The 18,544-nt window shown below is 63.8% G+C and carries 19 protein-coding genes; 9 read left to right on the top strand and 10 right to left on the bottom strand.

The window, feature by feature from the left end; translation table 11 throughout:
* Positions 1 to 103: 103 nt before the first annotated feature.
* The 3 genes from AC1DOX_RS21685 to AC1DOX_RS21675 all read right to left on the bottom strand — a co-directional run bounded on the left by AC1DOX_RS21685 (position 104) and on the right by AC1DOX_RS21675 (position 3,492).
* The gene (locus AC1DOX_RS21685) at positions 104 to 1,174 is read right to left on the bottom strand and encodes an alpha/beta fold hydrolase (protein WP_441620698.1); all 1,071 of its coding nucleotides are present in this window, start codon (positions 1,172 to 1,174) and stop codon (positions 104 to 106) included.
* 154 nt (positions 1,175 to 1,328) lie between these two features.
* Positions 1,329 to 1,712 (bottom strand): hypothetical protein, encoded by a 384-nt coding sequence (locus AC1DOX_RS21680; RefSeq protein ID WP_441620700.1) that lies wholly within the window; start codon positions 1,710 to 1,712, stop codon positions 1,329 to 1,331.
* Positions 1,713 to 1,893: 181 nt separating this feature from the next.
* Complete coding sequence (locus tag AC1DOX_RS21675; RefSeq protein ID WP_441620702.1) at positions 1,894 to 3,492, bottom strand: tannase/feruloyl esterase family alpha/beta hydrolase; 1,599 nt, start codon at positions 3,490 to 3,492, stop codon at positions 1,894 to 1,896.
* A gap of 176 nt (positions 3,493 to 3,668) precedes the next feature.
* Between AC1DOX_RS21675 and AC1DOX_RS21670 the strand changes: the two genes are divergently transcribed.
* Both AC1DOX_RS21670 and AC1DOX_RS21665 read left to right on the top strand, forming a co-directional pair.
* Positions 3,669 to 4,556, top strand: a complete 888-nt coding sequence (locus AC1DOX_RS21670; RefSeq protein ID WP_441620704.1) for a LysR family transcriptional regulator — start codon at positions 3,669 to 3,671, stop codon at positions 4,554 to 4,556.
* A gap of 71 nt (positions 4,557 to 4,627) precedes the next feature.
* Positions 4,628 to 5,062, top strand: a complete 435-nt coding sequence (locus AC1DOX_RS21665) for a MarR family winged helix-turn-helix transcriptional regulator (protein WP_441620706.1) — start codon at positions 4,628 to 4,630, stop codon at positions 5,060 to 5,062.
* Between the two features lie 56 nt (positions 5,063 to 5,118).
* Here the strand turns inward: AC1DOX_RS21665 and AC1DOX_RS21660 are convergent, their stop codons facing one another.
* The 6 genes from AC1DOX_RS21660 to AC1DOX_RS21635 form a co-directional block, all read right to left on the bottom strand.
* A complete protein-coding gene (locus AC1DOX_RS21660; protein ID WP_441620738.1) occupies positions 5,119 to 5,892 on the bottom strand; it encodes an enoyl-CoA hydratase in 774 nt (257 codons plus the stop codon).
* A gap of 128 nt (positions 5,893 to 6,020) precedes the next feature.
* Entirely contained in the window at positions 6,021 to 6,143 is a 123-nt protein-coding gene (locus AC1DOX_RS21655) for a hypothetical protein (protein ID WP_441620708.1), read from the bottom strand.
* Between the two features lie 7 nt (positions 6,144 to 6,150).
* Positions 6,151 to 6,534: a DUF6697 family protein gene (locus AC1DOX_RS21650; protein ID WP_441620710.1), complete on the bottom strand. Its 384-nt coding sequence runs from the start codon at positions 6,532 to 6,534 to the stop codon at positions 6,151 to 6,153.
* A 145-nt stretch (positions 6,535 to 6,679) separates the two neighbouring features.
* Positions 6,680 to 7,516, bottom strand: a complete 837-nt coding sequence (locus tag AC1DOX_RS21645; RefSeq protein WP_441620712.1) for a PTS sugar transporter subunit IIA — start codon at positions 7,514 to 7,516, stop codon at positions 6,680 to 6,682.
* Positions 7,513 to 7,734, bottom strand: a complete 222-nt coding sequence (locus AC1DOX_RS21640; protein WP_441620714.1) for a DUF2188 domain-containing protein — start codon at positions 7,732 to 7,734, stop codon at positions 7,513 to 7,515. The genes AC1DOX_RS21645 and AC1DOX_RS21640 overlap by 4 nt, the downstream gene beginning before the upstream one ends.
* Before the next feature lie 156 nt (positions 7,735 to 7,890).
* Positions 7,891 to 8,781: a LysR substrate-binding domain-containing protein gene (locus AC1DOX_RS21635; RefSeq protein ID WP_441620716.1), complete on the bottom strand. Its 891-nt coding sequence runs from the start codon at positions 8,779 to 8,781 to the stop codon at positions 7,891 to 7,893.
* A gap of 98 nt (positions 8,782 to 8,879) precedes the next feature.
* Here AC1DOX_RS21635 and AC1DOX_RS21630 point away from each other — a divergent pair, with 98 nt between their 5' ends.
* From AC1DOX_RS21630 to AC1DOX_RS21610, 5 genes are all read left to right on the top strand, one after another.
* The gene (locus AC1DOX_RS21630) at positions 8,880 to 9,824 is read left to right on the top strand and encodes a DMT family transporter (RefSeq protein WP_441620718.1); all 945 of its coding nucleotides are present in this window, start codon (positions 8,880 to 8,882) and stop codon (positions 9,822 to 9,824) included.
* A 131-nt stretch (positions 9,825 to 9,955) separates the two neighbouring features.
* Positions 9,956 to 10,795: an oxidoreductase gene (locus AC1DOX_RS21625; protein WP_441620720.1), complete on the top strand. Its 840-nt coding sequence runs from the start codon at positions 9,956 to 9,958 to the stop codon at positions 10,793 to 10,795.
* Positions 10,796 to 11,123: 328 nt separating this feature from the next.
* Positions 11,124 to 12,719, top strand: coding sequence for a DUF1800 domain-containing protein (locus tag AC1DOX_RS21620; protein WP_441620722.1), 1,596 nt, complete (start codon positions 11,124 to 11,126; stop codon positions 12,717 to 12,719).
* Positions 12,720 to 12,816: 97 nt separating this feature from the next.
* Positions 12,817 to 14,133: a DUF1501 domain-containing protein gene (locus AC1DOX_RS21615; protein WP_441620724.1), complete on the top strand. Its 1,317-nt coding sequence runs from the start codon at positions 12,817 to 12,819 to the stop codon at positions 14,131 to 14,133.
* A gap of 154 nt (positions 14,134 to 14,287) precedes the next feature.
* Complete coding sequence (locus AC1DOX_RS21610; protein ID WP_255371511.1) at positions 14,288 to 15,139, top strand: EAL domain-containing protein; 852 nt, start codon at positions 14,288 to 14,290, stop codon at positions 15,137 to 15,139.
* Between the two features lie 19 nt (positions 15,140 to 15,158).
* Here the strand turns inward: AC1DOX_RS21610 and AC1DOX_RS21605 are convergent, their stop codons facing one another.
* Positions 15,159 to 16,070: a LysR substrate-binding domain-containing protein gene (locus AC1DOX_RS21605; RefSeq protein WP_092143101.1), complete on the bottom strand. Its 912-nt coding sequence runs from the start codon at positions 16,068 to 16,070 to the stop codon at positions 15,159 to 15,161.
* A 276-nt stretch (positions 16,071 to 16,346) separates the two neighbouring features.
* On the opposite strand from AC1DOX_RS21605, the gene AC1DOX_RS21600 reads away from it, so the two are divergent.
* Complete coding sequence (locus AC1DOX_RS21600; protein ID WP_441620726.1) at positions 16,347 to 17,297, top strand: ring-cleaving dioxygenase; 951 nt, start codon at positions 16,347 to 16,349, stop codon at positions 17,295 to 17,297.
* Between the two features lie 26 nt (positions 17,298 to 17,323).
* Complete coding sequence (wrbA, locus tag AC1DOX_RS21595; RefSeq protein WP_441620728.1) at positions 17,324 to 17,950, top strand: NAD(P)H:quinone oxidoreductase; 627 nt, start codon at positions 17,324 to 17,326, stop codon at positions 17,948 to 17,950.
* The last annotated feature ends 594 nt before the right edge of the window (positions 17,951 to 18,544 follow it).

Genomic DNA, 18,544 nt, shown 5'->3' with positions numbered 1-18,544 from the left:
TGGTTCAGGCGTTCCGAACCTTGACAGACGCGCTGGCGGGTGATTTGCCGGCGTGATTTGCCGCCGAATAGTTCGGCGGCATCCCGTCGACAACGCAAACAGTTCACCGGAACGAGGCGCGAATCTCCTCGATGGTTTGCTGCGGGTTCTGCAGGTGCGGGTAGTGCCCGATGCCAGGAAGCAGGGTAAGTTCCGCGTGGGCCTTCTCGGCGAACTCGACGCCCATTTCCTTTTTGATGTAGATGTCCTGCTCGCCCCAGATTACCTTGATGGGTGTCTTGAGCTTCGCCAGGTTCGCCTCGAGATAATCCTCATCGCGGGTGAAGTGCGAATAGTAGTGGTAGAACGCGTCGGCGGATGTCAGCTCTCCGTTCTGCCAGCCACGAGCCATGTCCGCCTTGAATTCCGGAGCCAGCGCATAGTGCGACGCCGCGGGCAATCCGCGCGTGAATGCATTTTCGAGAATCTCGTCGCGCGACTTGTTGAAGGCCGACCGGACCGCGTCCGCCGACTTCGGCTCCTTCAGGCCTTGCAGACGTTCCTGCATGAATTGCGGTCGGTTGAACGGTGCAAAGTCGCCAACGATGATGCGCCTTGCAATCATCGGGTCGTCAATCGCAGCAAGCAACGCCGGCAATGCGCCGATGTCGGTTGCGTAGATCACCAGATTTTGCTTGTCGATCCCGGCTTGCTCGATATACCCCTTCAGCACATTGGCGTAGTCCCGTGGCGCGTAGGCGAACTTGTCGGCGGAGGGGCGGGATGACTGGCCGTATCCCGGCCAGTCGAATGCATGGACTTCGTATTCCTGACCCAGCGTCGCGGCAATATCCTTCCATGCGTAGAGCGTCTCGGGAAAGCCATGCACGAATAGCACAGTGCCCTTTGGCCTGGCGTTATGTACGACCAGCCGCCTGAGTTTGAGATCGGGACGGATCTGCACATACCCGATTTCGGGCACCGATTTAGCCGATGAAGTCATGTTCGCGCAGCCTGCCGCCAGCGCGGCGAGCAGCACGGCCGTGGCCGTGGCGCAGATGGCGCCAGAGCGTCGAAACGAGCGGCCAGCCGTGGATGTTGTCGTCATACCTTTCACCTTTCCATCATCACTGAAAAACAGGCTCCAGCCAATGCGGAGGATTCTGTTGCATATGCAGCATTGAAGGATCGGCATGTATCTGGTCTATGGTGCTCCACAGGTTCGAACGTATCGTTACGTATCCGTGACCGCATTCAATACATTTCCCTACAGACATCGGCGGATGTGATGCGTAAGGGAAGTTGGCCCCGGAATCCGGCTTGTTCAAGGCAAAGGTTGGCGTCAGCGATTACGGCGGAGCGTCGGTGGTCAGCACATAGGACGCGCCGTGGCTGCCATGGCACTGGCCCATTACCGTCAGGCCCTGGTAACCGAAATCGCAATGCAGATTGGCGCCGTCCGATGCGAACAGAAGCGCCTGGCCTGAGGAGCCGGGCGACGTCCACGCGGCAGGCTGGAACGATCTGCCTTTGGATTCCGTGAACATGGGACGCCAGGTCGACTGGTTCGTCACGTAGCTGCCCGAGTAGGCTTTGCCGTCTATCGCCCCCGATACGGTGCGTGAGGCAGGATTGACACTGAAGTGGCTGGCGTTGCCGGAGGCGTCGATCAGGGCGACCTGCGTGACGCAGCCTGCGACCAGCCATGACAGGGTGAGGATGGCGTATTTCATGGGACGCTAGCTTATGCCCAGGTTGCGCCATCCGTTTACCCCGCTGCCGATACTGCGCCGCTTTTGGCGGAAGCGGCCTGATGAATTCCAGGCCCTGTCGCCAAATGCCCCGCGTGCGCCGCTTTCCGTCGAGGACCTCGCGGCGCGTGCGGCATGCGCAAGATTCAGAAGTGTCTCATTGTCAGCGCGACGCCGTGGTGCACGCGAAGTTGCGCGCGTCGTCGATGCTGCCGCTGCCCTTGTACGTTGCCTGCTTCGGATACGCGCACAGGGGGCGCGTGCGGCTGGTGCCATCTGTTACCTGCGCTGCGGTGGCCAGACCTCCGGTCTTGCTTTCCAGGCCCTTGGCCGCTGCCACGATCTGGTCGGGCGCCTGACCCTTTTCCACCCAGTTTTCAAGGGCACCGATGGCGTCGAACGTGTTCGGCCCGATGCCGCCGCGGCAATGGCCCATGCCCGGCGACAAGAACAGTCGTGCGAAGTCGGGGGTATGGCTGACGGTCCGCGTGACGGCTGCGTAGTAGTGGATCGTGTCATTCGCGTTGCCGATCGGATCGGCCAGGCCGTGATACAGGATCAGCTTGCCGCCGCGCCGCTTGAATGCGGTCAGGTCCGGATCGACGGAGTCGACGAGCGGGCCGATTTGCGCCTTCACATGGTCCACATCGCGGTCCCAGTCGAAGCTGCGCCAGTCCCAGTTGGCATCCTTGTATACCCAGTCGCGGAAGAATTCGGTGCGGAACGCCTGCGGGCCCTCGATGGCATAGCCCCAGCCGCCGAGGTAGCCGAACTCGCTTCCGACCGGCCAGCCCGGATAGATCTGCGCCTTGGTGCGCGGATTGCGCGCGCCTGCGTAAAGCCGCCTGAGGGTATCGACCTGCGGCCCGGTCAGGCAGGTATCGGCGTCGGCATTGCCCTTGCACTGAAGCACCCTCGGGTCGAAGCGACACTGGGCGGGATCGCCGATCAGCCCGTCCACCAGTCCGTCCCTGGCGTCGCACGCGGCAATCGCCGCACGATTGATCGCTGGCAGCTTCGACGGCGGGATATAGCCGGGCTGGGTCTTCAGGTTCTGGGTCGCCATCCACAGGAACCCCTCGTTCAGCGCCGTGCGATTGTTACCCGGCGCGCCGGCAATGATGCCGTCGAAGTCCTCGGGATAGCGCTGTGCGGCGGCAAGGCCCTGGCCGCCACCGGTCGAGCAGCCGAAATAGTAGGCGTGGGTAGCATCGCGCTGTTCAAAGGCGGTAATCAGCGCACGCGCCGCAACCGCTGCAGCGTGGACGGAGCGATAGGCCCAGTCGGCGATCTTCTCGGGGTGGCCCACGCCCCAGTTCAGGTTCTCGTTGCGATAGCCGGCCTTGTCGGCATGTCCGCTGTCGCTGGAGATCACGGCGTAGCCGCGGCGCACGGCGGGTTCCAGTTCGTCGTAGCGGATCGCTCCGACGTAGCCGCCGTTGCCGACCACGAGCATCTTGCCGTTCCACGCGTCGGCGGGTGGCATCCAGAGTTCAAAGCCGATATCGGAGTCGGTGGTCGGCGTCAGTCGGCCGGAGACGCGGCAGAACGTCGGCAAGTCGCCAATCTTGTGGCCATTGGGCAATGCCAGCGTCCCGGGAGTTTGTTGCGCGGCGGCAGTCAGGGTCACGCCGGGCAGGCTTGCTTCCATCAGCGTTTCGCAGGCCGTGGCCGCGCGGGCGGCAGGGGAGAGCGTCAGCGCGCCCGCCAGCAGTGCGGCGGCCGGTGTCCACTGTTTCAGAAAACTGGCAGTCAGGGGCATCAGCTTTGTCTCGGGTTCTCAACGCGTGGCGCGTCGGTTTTGTTCTAGCGGTTGCCGGCGGAGGGCTGGCACGCCCATTCTTGACGAAACGACCATAAAAGAAAAATGGATTCTCTTTTAGGGAACCTAAAGAAAAGTTTTATGATGAGCCCCTCCCAAGGCTCACCGATTTCCCCATGAGCGCGATCCGCATGCTCAAGACCTTCATCGCCGTGGCCGACCACGGCTCGTTTGCCGCCGCCGCTGAGCGTGTGGCGCTGACGCCAGCTGCCGTGGGTGCACAAATGCGGGCGCTGGAGGATCTGCTCAGGCGGCCGCTGTTCGATCGCACCGGGCGCGCCGTCACGTTCACGCCTGCGGGCGTGGCGCTGGTGGCGCGAGCGCGGCGGCTGATCGCCGACTACGAGGACTTGCTGGCCGAAGCACCCGCCAGCGACGAAATCGCCGGCACGGTGACCATCGGCGCCATCGTCTCCGCCATGGGCGCACTGGCCACCAGCGTGGTGGACCTCAAGGTGCCCTATCCGTTGCTCGATATCCGTATCGAAAACGGGCGACAGCCCGATCTCTACGCCAAAGTGCTGACCGGCGAACTGGATGCGGCCATCATCGTGGAATCCACCCGACCGGATGGCCGCGCTGCAATCTGGTCGCACCTGTATAGCGAGCCACTGATGCTCGTCGCCAATGCCCGCGTGGCGCTCCCCGGCGTCGATGCCATGGATCTGCTGCGCAGCCAGCCCTTTATCCGGTTCGACCGCGCGGTGACCACGGGTGCGCGAATCGACCTGCTGTTGCGTCGGTGTGGCATACAACCCAACGAGCTGGTGGCCATGAATTCGCTACCGGCCATCGTCGAACTGGTCCGCCAGGGCGCGGGGGTCTCCATCGCGCCCGTGCTGCGTCATTTCGGGTGGGATCGCGACCCCGCGCTGCGTCTGTTGCCGCTGCCGGGCAAGCCTTGGGCACGGCGCGTCGGCATGCTTGAGAGCACCCGCCGGATGTCCGTGACATCGGTAATCCGCGAGCATTTCGTGCGCAAGCATGGGTGCGATACGAGGTAACCGCAGCAGGCACGGGGCGCATGATAATATTCGCATGCGAACTAAACGCCATCTCTTGTGCCTTCCCCAACATGGAACATCGCCTCGTTTATCTATTGAATGTCGGCCAGCGCCGGCTGCAACGGTGGTCGCAAGCGCGAACAACCGCCGGAGGCGTGACAGCAGCCCAGGGCGGGCTGCTTTTCTTTCTGGGTGCGAACGACGGGGCGCTGATGAGCGAGGCGGCCGCAGCGCTGGATCTGGGAGCGCCCGGCATGAGCGGACTGGCCGACCGGACCGAAAGGGCGGGGCTGATCGAACGCCGGCCGGACGAGACGGATCGCCGCGCTTCGCGCCTGTGGCTGACGGAGGCGGGACGCGCGGCTCGCCAGCGCTCCAAGACCGGCATGAAGGCGTTGAATGCCAGGCTGACCGAAGGTTTCACCGAGGCCGAGATCGACGTGGTGGCGCGGTGGCTGACCAGCCTGCAGACGAAATTTCCGACCGTCGGCGAGGGCGAGGAGTAGCCTCGGGAGCCGTAAGGCAGCGAGGCATTCGACTTGGAGGCGCTATCTGGCGCTTCTTACTGGGCGACCTTGGTGAAGTCCGGCTTGCGCTTCTCCGCGAAGGCCGAAAAGGCTTCCCTGGCTTCGGCGCTTGCCAGCCGCTCCTGGAACCTGGCGCTTTCGCTGTCCATCTGCGAAACCAGCTTCTCCGCGTCGCGCATGAGTTTTTTCATCGCACTCAGGGAGCCGGCGGGCTTGGCGGCAAGCTTCTCGGCCATCCGGCGCGCTTCCGCCCGCAGCTGGTCATTGGCGCAAACCTTGTTCGCGATGCCCCACGCCACAGCGGTTTGCGCATCGAGCGGCTCGCCCATCGCAAACATCTCGAAGGCCCTGACGTGCCCGATGCACAGGGGTAGCAGGTAACTCGAAGCCGCTTCGGGCACAAGGGCCAGGTTGACGAAAGGCGTGATCAGTTGCGCGTCCTGCGCCAGCACGACGTAGTCGCAATGCAGCAGCATGGTGGTGCCGACGCCGACGGCCTTGCCGTTGACCGCGGCGACAATCGGCACGGTCGAGTTGGCCAGGGCGTGCAGAAAGCGGTGTACATGGCGTTCGCCGGGGCCCTTTCCCGCCGCGATCGCCGCGAACTCGGCCACATCATTCCCCGCCGTATAGATGTCCCCATCACCCTGCAGCAGCAACACACGGATATTGCTGTCGTGCTGTGCCTGCTCGATCGTGTCGGCGAGGACGCCGTACATCTCGTTCGTCAAGGCGTTCTTCTTGTCCGGCCGGGCAAACGTGATGGTCAGAATGCCGCCGGTCAGTTCAGTGCGAATTTCCGAGGTCATGATCGGTCTCCAGGTGGTTGCGTGATGCCGGGCAGGCATCCGGTTTAAGTTCGCATGCGAAGTATATAGATAATTCGCACGCGAAGTAAACCGCCGGAGCGCTCAATACAATGTTGCGGCACTGCGCGTTACAGGACGTAGAGCATGCCGATGGCAACGAGACAGGCTGACACGGCGAAGTAATACCGGAAGCCATGCGCGCTGCTGTGGCATTCATGGGGAGCCGCCGAACCCGTCAGTTGCCTCGGCATGAATGCCTCATTTCGTGGTGGTTACCGGTTTCAGCTTGATGACGCGGGAAATCTGCCCAAGCGTAAAGCCGCTGTTGACCACATACGGCGCGCATGCGAGCGGCGACGTCAGGGACTCCGCCGCAGTGAACTGCCCGAGATAGCGATACTTGTCCGTCTCCCGTCTGACAAATACCGGGATGGCTTCCGACTGCGTGGCCAGCGTCCTGCCGGCGGCACGGGCCGCTGCGCCACTGCTGCAAAGAATGGCCTCCGGGGCGTGAGGGTTGAGGTCCGGTCGCAGACATACCGCCACCACCTTGCCATTCTTTGTAGGAAGAAACGCTTGCTTGCTACCGCCACAGATCGAATGGATATGCTCGCGGGTGTATTCCTTGCCAATCTCAAACATGAATGATCTCCGAACAGATGCGCACTGGAAAAAGCAGCATCAGGACAGAGACGATATCGAGATCGGCATAAATGCCACGAAGAAGCTGGGGCGTGGAGGATCAACGGCCCGTATCTTTTCTCGCCCGCCACGCAGGGGCGAGAAATCAGAAGCGGTAGCTGGCAAAGAGCCGGCAAACGGAAGCCGCGTCGGGGCAGTCTCTCAGTAGCGCGCGGAAGCGTGCATCGCAGAAGTACCGTGCGACGCTGGCCAGCAAGTGCAGGTGAGCGTTGTTATCCCATTCCGGCGAGAGGATGAAAACCAGGTTGTCAACGCTACGGCCGTCCGGCGCATGAAACGCGACGGGTTCCCGGGTACGTACATAGAAAGCCAATGCTTGCGGAAGACCTCGGACGCGGCCGTGCGGTACGGCAATCCCTTGACCGAGCCCCGTGGAACCGAGCGCTTCCCGTTCCGCCAGGGCCGCCGTCACGGCCTCTGCTTCGAGGCCGAAACGTTGCGCGGCGAGCGCACCGACCTGGCGAAACAATTCAGGCTGGTCCGACGCATGCAGGTCAAGTGCCACATGCGCTTCGCACAGCATCTCGCCAAGCGATCGAGGCCGGAAATCGTCGGCGCTGGGCCATTGCTTCGGACGCGTGCCATGAACCAGATCCATCCATGCACCAGACGGCGATTCAGGAATCTCCACCACGTGACCGAATTCCGCGCCCGGTGCCACATCGCGAATACGCCGCAGGGCATTGGGGATGACCACTCGCGGCAGGGTCAGGGAAAGACGCATCCGCGAGCCCCCGGGCAGCAAGGAAAGGCTGATGGTCCATGACTGCCCGCTGCAGTCTCTTGTCAGGGCCTGGCGCAGTGGCACGGCGTGCTGGACATCGACGACGATATGCATCGTCACCGCACGCACCGACGGCAGGGGGCGAAGCGTATCCGCCTGCTCGCGCAAAGGTCGTCGCTCGGGCGACAAGGAAGTCATGCCAGTGCACCCACTGTACGTGTGGCGTAATCCACCCGCGCACACTCCCGGCCGGCGCGGTCATAGGTCACCAGCGTCGCGCCTTCGCCCCGGGCCAACACCGTCCCGGCCATGACAGCAACCTCGCGATCCGCGTGATGCGAGTCGGCGTAACGTGCGCCTTCATGAATCACATCCCAGCCATCGCGATATGGGACAACTTGTATCTGTGTCGTCATAGACCTCCAGAACCGAACAATCACTACTGAAGAATAGATCGATGACTGAATGGTAGAGGGAGGGGAATCAAGTTGCCGTATCAGGGCACAGTGAACACATCAAAAAGACGTAAAGGGAAGTGATGCCACCTCGCCCACGTGGGGCGGCCCCGCGCGTCAGTTTTCCATCGTCATATTCCTGGCGAACCATTGCTTCAGCGCCAACTCGCCAGCCTGAAGCTGTGTCGACTTCGGATGCACAAGGTAGTACCCGTGAGATAACGGCATGGCTTTGCCAAACGGATCGACCAGCAATCCGTTGGCGATCTCGGACTCGACGAGGATGGCGCTCGTCAGCACGACGCCCTGCGCGCGCACTGCCGCCTCGATCGCCATCAGCGACTGATCGAACTGGATGCCCGCGATCGCTTCGACCTGCCCGTCGGAGAGCGTGCCAAAGCGTGCCAGCCAGGCTGCCCAGTGAGGATGCAGCGTGTTGTGCAGCAATGTCGCCGACTGAAGATCGTCGGGCCGCTTCAGCCGCCATTTCCTGGCGTACGCCGGACTGCAGTACGCACGTGCCTCATCCGGGCAAAGCAACTGCACCGACAGGTGGGGATCGATGCCGTCGAAGTGTCGGATTGCCAGATCCACGGCATCGAGTTCGAAGTCCACCAGCGCGGTCGAGGTGCTCAGGTTCAGTGCGATGCCCGGATGCGCTTGCAGGAAATCCGCCATGCGCGGCGCGAACCACTTCGCGGCGAAGCTGGGCGGCATCGAGAGCCGCACGGCCTTGTGCTTGCGCTCGCGCAAGCGACGGCTCGCATGCACGATCTCGGCAAGCGCGGGCTGGATTTGCGCCATGTATGCCAGTCCTTCCGCAGTCGGCGTCACTTGACGTATCTGCCGTACGAACAGCGCCACGCCAAGCCAGTCTTCGAGCTTCTGGACCTGCTGGCCGACCGCGCCGGGCGTGACCCCGAGTTCCTCGGCAGCCAGAGTAAAACTGCCGCATCGCATGGCGGCTTCCGTGGCTACCAGGGCTTTCAAGGGAGGGATGGGGCGCATGGCGTAGTTTTTCTATTTCATCGGGCAAATATAATCGTTTGTACCCGATCGACGGCGTCACCACAATAAGGTCTGTCATTGCCCTCCGATGCCTCGCCATGAACCCCGCTCATCTCGCCTTTGCTGCGCTTGGCCTCATCTGGGGCACCAACTTCCTGTTCATGAAGTGGGCCAGCGTCTACCTCTCCGCCAGCCAGATCGTCTTCCTGCGCGTGTTGTTCGGATTCCTGCCGCTCCTGGCGTGCGCGCTGGTCGCCGGTGCGCTGAAATGGCGCCATTTGCGGCATGCGCACCACTTCATGGTGATGGCCCTGCTGGCCACCGTGATCTACTACTACGCCTTCGCGAAGGGTTCTTCGCTTCTTGCCTCGGGCGTCGCCGGAATGCTGAGTGGCGCCATTCCACTTGTTTCCTTCGTTTGTGCCTGGATACTCCTGAGGCAGGAGCGCCCGACGACACGGATGCTGGCCGGCATCGTCGGTGGATTCGTCGGCGTGCTGCTGATTGCGCAGCCGTGGCGCGCGAGCGATGCCGGCGTGGATCCGGTTGGCGTGGCCTATATGCTCGCGGGTTCCCTCAGCGTCGGTTGCTCGTTCGTGTACGCGCGGCGTTTCCTGTCGAATCTCGATATGTCGCCACTGGCACTTTCGACGTGGCAGATCGGCTTTGCGCTCGTGGTCGTTGCATGCATTGCCGACTTCCACGGCATCACACGCGTGATCGACGACAGGCGGGCATTGATCGGCCTGTTGTTTGGCCTTGGCCTGTGCGGCACAGGGCTCGCGTACCTTCTTTACTACTTCATCGTCGGCCGGCTTGGCGCATTGGCGGCATCGAGCGTTACCTATATCCCGCCCGTGGTGGCGCTGCTCATGGGAACGATGGTCGCTGGCGAGCCGCTGCATCCCGTCGATGTGGTCGCCATGGTCACCATCCTTGGCGGCGTTTACCTGCTGCAGCGTCGGGGGCCCGCAAAGCCGGAAAGCCCTGTGGCAAAGCCGACGGCTCCGCCCCGCACTATCGTTGACGCAAGTTCCAACTGAACGCCATTTGTACCCGCCGCGCACAACTGTTTGTCCCGCCGGTGTCTTCGAGCGTCAATCGGAATCGCCTAGATTGGAGTACACGGCCGTAGCCGGAAGTTCAGTCGTCAATGAAGTGGGAAGGGAGTGCCATGGGCAATCATCATCGGGTGTTCTTGATCACCGGCGTCAGTTCAGGATTTGGACGCGCCTTCGCCGAAGCTGCGCTGGCGGCCGGCCATACCGTACTCGGCACCGTGAGGACCGAGGCCGCACGGATCGAGTTCGATCGGCTGCACGAGAGCCGCGCGCACGGCGTGGTGCTGGACGTCACCGACCTCGCTGCAGTCGCGCCCACGGTCGACCAGGCCATCGAGCAATACGGGCCGGTCGACGTCCTGGTGAACAACGCCGGATATGGTCACGAAGGCACGATGGAAGAATCGTCGCTTGACGATCTACTCAGGCAGTTCGATGTCAACGTGTTCGGCGCGGTGGCGATGATGAAGGCCGTGCTGCCCGGCATGCGGCGCCGCCGGGCGGGGCACATCATCAACATTACGTCGATGGCCGGTCATATTGGCCTGCCGGGCATTACGTATTACTCGGGCAGCAAGTTCGCACTCGAGGGCATCTCGCAGGCGCTCGCCGCCGAAGTACGTGGTTTCGGCATCAAGGTGACCGCCGTGGCCCCGGGCTCGTTCCGCACCGATTGGGCGGGGCGTTCCATGGTGCGCGCCGAACGCAGCATCGATGATTACGATGCCGTATTCAACCGGCTCCGCGAGGGCCGCCTGGCAAGGAACGGCAAGCAGGCAGGTGATCCCGCCAAGGCGGCTGCCGTGCTGTTATCGCTGGTCGAGAGTGAAAACCCACCGACCCACCTGTTGCTGGGCAACGATGCCTTCGATCTGGTGACGGCGAGGCGAGCGGCGATGGATAAGGAGCTTCACGCCTCGGAGGCCATTTCCAGAAGCACCGATTTTTCGTGATGGCGCAGTGTCGGGCCAGCCCATGCTGCCCGGCACAGCCGCTGAGAAGATCTGGATTGACCGGCGTCGGCCCGGGGTGCACCGCAGCATGAATCCTGCGTCCCGGGTCTGCCGGCGCCTGAGTGGCCCCCTGGCCGCAACGTCAAGCCGTGAATGCACGTCTTGGATGCCCGCAAACCATTGTTTTTGCTGGGCTTTCATCCTGATGTCGCAAGGGAAATATCTGTCCGGAAAGTTTTTGTAACTGGGCGACGGCATCGTGCTGTCAACCATCCGCGGGCTTATGCGTCAAACCGGCATCCCGGTTGCATGCGAGAGGCCTTCCCACATGGCTCACCCCAATCCTCGGGCACGCTGGACCCAGCGGCTGGCGTCGTGGCTCGCGTTGCCGCTGTTGTTGGCGGCATGTGCGCAGCCCGCATCGTCCCCGGATGCCGCCGCCGCTGCAGGTGCCAAAGGCAGCCTGTCCGCCGCGGACCTGCGCTGGCTCAACACGATCAGCTTCGGTGCTGACCAGGCCAGTGTCCAGCGGCTGCAGGCGATTGGCCGCCAGCGCTACCTGGAAGAACAGCTGACGCTGCCCGTGGCCGATCCACCGGCGCTGGCGTCCGCCATCGCGGCATTGCCGGTCAGCCAGGCCGACGCGCTGGCGCGCCAGCAGGCCCTGCGCGCCGAGCGCCAGCGCATCGACGCGCTCAGTGACGAGACCGAGAAGCAGCAGGCGCGTCAGGCCCTGAACCGGCAGGGGCGGGATCTGGTGATCGATGCCGGCCGCCGCCACCTGCTGCGCGCGCTGTACTCGCCGGCGCAACTGCGGGAGCAGATGACGTGGTTCTGGATGAATCATTTCAGCGTCTATGCCGGCAAGGGGCAGGTGCGGCTGGCGCTGCCCGACTACGAAGACAAGGTGATTCGCCCGCGCGCGCTGGGCAAGTTCCGCGACCTGGTCATGGCCACGGTCACCGCGCCCGCCATGCTCCTGTATCTCGACAATGCGCAGAGCGCCGTCAATCGCATCAACGAGAACTATGCGCGCGAGCTGATGGAGTTGCACACGCTCGGCGTCTCCGGCGGGCCCAGCGGGTCCCAATACACACAGCAGGACGTCCAGGAGCTGGCGCGGGTGCTGACCGGCGTCGGCGTCAACCTGCGCGGCGAGCCGCCCCGGCTGGGGCCGGCGCGGGCGGGGTTGTATCGCGGCGAAGGGCTGTTCGAATTCAACCCGAACCGGCATGACTTCGGTCCGAAGACGCTGCTGGGCCAGCGCATCGATCCGTCAGGCTTTGCCGAAGTGGAACAAGCCGTGGCGATCCTGTCGCGCCAGCCGGCCACGGCGCGGTTCATCTCGGCCAAGTTCGCCACCTACTTCCTTGCCGACAGTCCGCCGCCGGCGCTGGTGGATCGCATGGCCGGCACATTCGTTCGTACGGACGGCGATATCGGCGCGGTGCTGACCACGCTGTTCCTGTCGAAGGAATTCGACCGCCTGCCTGCGGCGGGCACCCGCAAGTTCAAGGACCCGATGGTGTTCGTGGTGTCATCAATGCGGCTGGCCTACGACGGGCGGCCGGTCACGAACCTGCGGCCGGTGTTCAACTGGCTCAACCAGCTGGGCGAGCCGCTCTATGGCCATGTGGCGCCCGATGGCTATCCGGCCATGGAAAGCGCCTGGGCCAGCTCGGGCCAGATGGTGCGGCGCTTCGAGATCGCACGTGCGATCGGCAGCGGTCCGGCCGGCCTGTTCGCCGGGGAGGATGGACAGCCAGCCACGCGGCGAGGATTCCCAGTGCCGAACAGCCGTATGTTCTACGACACCATCGAGGCCACGCTCAGCCCCGGCACACGCGATGCGCTGGCGCAGGCCGCGTCGCAGGGGGAGTGGAATGCGGTGTTGCTGAGTTCGCCGGAATGGATGCAACGATGACAGCGCACGGCACGACGGCGCAGGCGACGACCGTTGCAACAGCCGATGCAACGCGCACGAACCCGGGCGACGCCACGCGCGAGACAAGGAGCGGGCAATGAATCGACGGAACTGGCTCAGGACGATGGGTGGTGCGGGACTGGCGCTGACGCTGCCGGCAGTGACTTCGCGCGTGTTCGCGCTGCCCGCGCAGGCCGATGCGCGTTTCCTGCTGGTGTTCCTGCGCGGTGGCTATGACGCGGCCAATGTGCTGGTGCCTGCGGGCAGCGATTTCTACTACGCGTCGCGACCCAATATCGCGATCCGCCGGCCGGTGGCGCCGGACAGCACACCGGACCTGGCAGCGGCCTTGTCGCTTTCGCTGCCCAGGTCGGGGAGTGGAGAGGGCGTCGACACGTGGGCGCTGCATCCCGTGCTGGGCGCGACGGTGCTGCCGCTGTGGCAGCGTCAGGAGCTGGCCTTCGTGCCTTTTGCGGGCACGGACGACATGTCGCGCAGCCATTTCGAGACGCAGGACGGGATCGAGGCTGGCTTGTCCGGCGATGCCCACACCGGCGGCGTGCCGCGCGGCAGTGGCTTCCTGAATCGGCTGGCGCAGTCGATGGGCGGACAGGCGGCGCCCGTCGCCTTCACCGATGGCCTGCCGATGGTGCTGTCCGGTGGTGTCAGCGTGCCCAACGTATCGCTCAAGGGCCCCGGCCGCACGCCGTTCGATGCGCGGCAAACCAGCCTGCTCGCGCAGATGTACCAGGGCACGCGCTTTGAGTCGCTGATCGCCGAGGGCTTCGAGTTGCGTCAGACCGTGGCGGAGCAGGCGGAAGCCATGCGCCGGCATGAGGCCGCGATGCAGGCCGGCGGCGAATCGATGGCGGGGCGGATGCAGGAGATGCAGGCGGCCAACCGGCGGTCCCTGAGCGCGCGCGGGTTCGAGCAGGAAGCGCGCCGCATGGCCGGGCTGATGCGCGACAAGTTTAACGTCGGCTTTATCGATGTGGGCGGCTGGGATACCCACGTCAACGAGGGCGGCGCGCAGGGGCAACTCGCAAACCTGCTGGATAACCTCGGGCGGGGGCTTTCCGGTTTCGCCGAGGAAATGGGGCCGGCCTGGCGCCAGACCACGGTCGTCGTGATCTCCGAATTCGGCCGTACTTTCCGCGAAAACGGGACGCGCGGCACCGATCACGGGCACGGCACGGTGTACTGGGTGGCGGGCGGTGCCGTGCGTGGCGGGCGCATCGTCGGCGAGCAGGTGGCCGTGTCGCAGTCGACGCTCAATCAGAACCGCGACTGGCCGGTGCTCAACGACTACCGGGCCATCCTGGGCGGTGTGTTCCGTCGTCTGTATGGATTGGACGAGAGCCGCCTGGCACAGGTGTTTCCGGGCAGCCGGCCGCGCGATATCGGGCTGGTCTGAGCGTGTCCCGCGTGCGTTGTCAGGGCACGCGCGAGGCAGCCGGGGCATACCCCCGGCAAGTGGGGGCTCAAGTCGGGGCGTGATCGCGCCGTTAGTCAGCGGTGGGAGTGGCTTTCGCCCACAGCACGATCCACAGCCAGTTTGAGTGCAAGCCTTGTCGCGACCTCTGACGCCCTCTATTGCCGATTGCCTCGAACACCAACGCCTGCGGCCGGTATTCCAGCCGATCGGGTCACTCGCCACTGGCGAGGTGATGGGATATGAGGCGCTGATCCGCGGCCCCGCCGGCACGCCGCTGGAAAGTCCCATCGCGCTGTTTGCGGAAGCGGCGCGCGCGGGCTGCCTGGTCCGGCTGGAGCGGCTGGCCTCGCGCATTGCCATCGCCGCGTTCATGCGCGCCAGGCTGCCCGGCAAGCTCTTCCTGAACTACAGCGCCGATTCGATTCGCGAGATCGACGGTTCCCGCGAGGAGGTGAGGGCGTTCCTGCAAAGCCAGGGCCTCACCACCGACCGCATCGTGATCGAGTTGACGGAGCAGGCGCCGCTCGGCTCGCTGGAAACGCTGGCGCAAGCTGTCGCCGCGATCCGTGGCCGGGGTGCCCAGTTTGCGCTGGACGACTACGGCACCGGCCATGCCAACCTCGGGCAGTGGATTGCGCTGAAACCCGACTACGTCAAGATCGCCCGAGTGGTGGTGGATGGCGTGGTGTCGTCGCCGTTCCAGCTGGAGGCATTGCGTGCGATGTGCCAGCTGGCAAAAATCGGCAACACCGCGCTGGTGGCGGAAGGCATCGAACAGGAAGCCGACCTGCTTATCTGCCGTGACCTCGGCATCCACTATGCGCAAGGCTATCTGCTGGCGCGGCCCACGGCGGAACCGCCGCTGACGCTGTCCGAAGCCTCGCTGCGCGCCCTGCGTTCGGGGCCCATCGAGGTGCTGCCCGGTGGCGCCGTAGAGGCGCCTTGCGGCGGCTCGCCCGCACGTCGGTTGCGCTCCGGGGAGTAGTCGCGGCAGGTTGCCCGATTCAGTTCCGGTCGAAAGCCGTCACCTTGGGCAGCACCACCGCAAGATAGTCGACCATGGTGCGTACCGCCGGCAGCAGACCGGTGCGATACGGAATCAGGGCCGTGATGCGGGCATCCGCGGCCATCCAGTCAGGCAGGATCTGCCGCAGCGTGCCGTCCTTCAGTTCAGCCTGGCAGATATATCCGGGCAGGGCCGCAATGCCGATGTTCGCGCAGGCGGCTTCCTTCACCGAAATCAGGCTGTTGCTCTGGAATCTCGGATCGATCGGCACGGTGACCACGCGATTATCCGGACCCTGCAGTTGCCACTGTTGCGCCCCTTTGCCGGTGATGGAGATGATCGAGTGGGACACCAGGTCTTCCGGCTGTTCCGGCTGGGATGTCCTTTCCAGATACTCCGAGCCCGCGAAGAGAAACCACGGCGCCTTGGCTAGCGGATGCTGGACCAGATTGGAGTCCTGGAGCTGGCCGGTATGGCCCCGGATCGCCAGGTCGAACCCCTCTCCCACGATATCCACCATCCGGTCCGTCGCGGATTCGACAATCTTCACCTTGGGGTGGCTGGAGAGAAAGGTGGGCAGCACGTGGCGTAGCGCAAACTGCGCAATCTCGGCGGCGGTCGTGACGCGGATGATGCCGCTCGGTTCCGCAAGCCGCTGACGCATGGCCTCTTCGGCAACCTCCGCGCTCCGCAGCAGGGCCATGGCGTACTGGTAGAACTCCTGGCCCACCTCGGTCATGGCGAACTGGCGCGAGGTCCGGTTGATGAGCCGGACGCCCAGCGACGCTTCCAGCTCCTTGACCCGATGGCTCAGCGTCGACTTCGGCAGCCGCAGCATCTCGCCGGCCGAGGTGAATCCGCCACGGTCAACCACCTGTACGAAGAAATAGACGTCCTTCAGATCCAGCATTGCATGGGGGCGCACTGGCCATTGCCGGCGATGGCAACGGCTGTGGTGGGGGCTGTAATTAGGGCCCGATCATACTCCACGCCCCGTGCGCGGTGCCATCCGGGCAAACCTTGGTGCACGCCACCTCGCACGCCCCGCGATCGTTCGATTTTGCCGAACCTTGCGTACACGTTATGACGGCTTCCCAATCGATATTGAACGCTTAAGCTTGTCGCACCAGAGCGGCCCCCCACGCTGTCTCTTTCTGGTACGTCAATATTCAAAATGGAGAAGACAATGTCGATGATCAAGGGATTTCATCACCTGACTGCGGGTGTCAGACACGCTCAGGAAGATGTGGATTTCTATGTCAAGCTGCTTGGCCAGAGCCTGGTGAAGAAGACCGTTCTGCTTGATGGCGAGGACCCGATCTATCACCTGTATTACGGCAATGCGAACGGCGATCCGGGCACGCTGGTGACGTCGTTTCCGTTCCGCCAGCGCGGCGTGATGGCGCGCCCCGGCTCGGGCCAGGTCAGGGTCATCAACTACTCGGTCCCCAAGGGCTCGCTCGCGTTCTGGCGCAACCGCTTCGATGCGATGAACATCGCGTATGACACCGAGATCACCGAGCGGTTTGATGAGCGGCGCCAGCGGTTCCATCATCCATGCGGCATCGAGTTCGATCTCGTCGAGACGGATCTCGATATGCGCCCCGCCTGCGTGGCGAGCGACATTCCTGAAGCCTGTGCGATCCGGGGTGTGCATAGCATCACGCTGTCGCTGCGCGAAGTCGAGGAATCGATCCGCTTCATGAGCGAAGCCGTCGGCTTCCGCCAGGTGGGTCAGTCAGGGCCTTACTATCGCTTCGAAACGCACACCGGCGGCCCCGGCATGGTCGTCGAGTTCCAGCATGAGCCCGACCGGCTCCAGGGGTCGTCGGTCTATGGCGAAGGCACGATCCATCATGTCGCCTTCGCGGTGGACAGCATGGACCAGCAGATGATCCTCAAGGAAAAGTTCATGGCGCTGGGCTACATCGACACCTCCGAGTCGGTAAACCGCAACTACTTCCGTTCGATGTATTTCAAGATGCCGGGCGGCGTGATGTTCGAGGCGGCGACCACCGATATCGGCTTCGCGATCGATGAAAAGCCCGGCCACTTTGGCGAGGAATTCCAGCTCCCGCCCTGGCTGGTGGATCGCAAGGACGAACTGCTCGGCCGCCTCGAGCCCATCTCCGTTTAACCGTATTCACGCTGTCAGGATCACAAATGCAGAAACCGAAAGTACTGATCGTCTTCTACTCGCGCAACAGCTCGACGGAATTGCTGGCCAAGGCTGTGGCCGAAGGCGCCATCGAGGCCGGCGCCGAAGTGCGCATGCGGCGCGCGCGCGAGGTTGTCGGCCACGACGTCATGCGTCAGGCGCCGGGCTGGCTTGAGAACGCCACGGAGATGAATGCCAAATACGAAGCGCCGACCGAGGCCGACGCCGAGTGGGCCGATGCCATCGTGTTCGGCACGCCGACGCGATTCGGCTCGATCTCGACGGAGCTCAAGGCCTATATCGACGGGCTCGGTGGCCTGTGGTTTCAGGGCAAGCTGAACGGCAAGGTGGGATCGGTCTTCGGTTCCACGTCATCGCGCCACGGCGGCAACGAATCCACGCTGCTGTCGATCTATACGCCGATGGCACACCTGGGGCTGATCATCGTGCCGCTGGGCTATGCCGACGCCGCGATGTTCAAGGCCGGCACGCCCTATGGCGCCACTCATGTCTCGCAGCTCGACGCCGTGAAGCCCGATGAAGACCACTTGGCGGTTGCCCGGTTCCAGGGCCGCAGGGTGACGACCGTCGCGCGTTCCTTGCATTGCGCGCAGGAGCCCGTGGCAGCCTGACGCGCATCGCTCGCGCAGTGTCGCGCTAGTGGCGGCACTGCGGCGACGTTGCGTGACATTGCGGCGACACCCGCCAGTCCGATCGCGTGCCGCGCCGGCAATCGGTAACAGCCCGCGCACGCATCGGGCCATGGTATAGGATGGTTCGGTCGATATGAACGGCTTTACGCCTGACTCGCGGGGTCATGTATGGCTAATCGATCACTGAACATAGCGAGCGAGTTGAACGACGAGCAGCGCTCGGTCAACGCGTCTTTGCCAGCGCCTCCGCGATGAACAGCAGGGGAATGGCCACCAGGGTCAGGTGGCACGGTTTGCATTCCGGGATCTGCTGGCATTAAGTGACCCCTTGGGTCATCGCCCCTGCGTCAACACGGTGCCTGCAGCGCAGGCTCCGTCATCAAGCAAGGGCTCCCTGGTGTTCTTAATGTTATAGGCAACTAGTGTCGTGAGTTAGAAATTCATTGAATAAAATCCCACCTGTAGTACCGTGCAAGTCGATACCACGGACCCGAGGTGGCGACGATGCGCGGAAGACCCAAGGCGGAACTCATATTGAGCGAGGCGGAGCGCGAGCAGCTCACGGCGCGGCGC

The sequence above is a fragment of the Cupriavidus sp. 01L415 genome, assembly GCF_056400065.1.
This window is presented reverse-complemented; position numbering and strand designations above follow the sequence as displayed.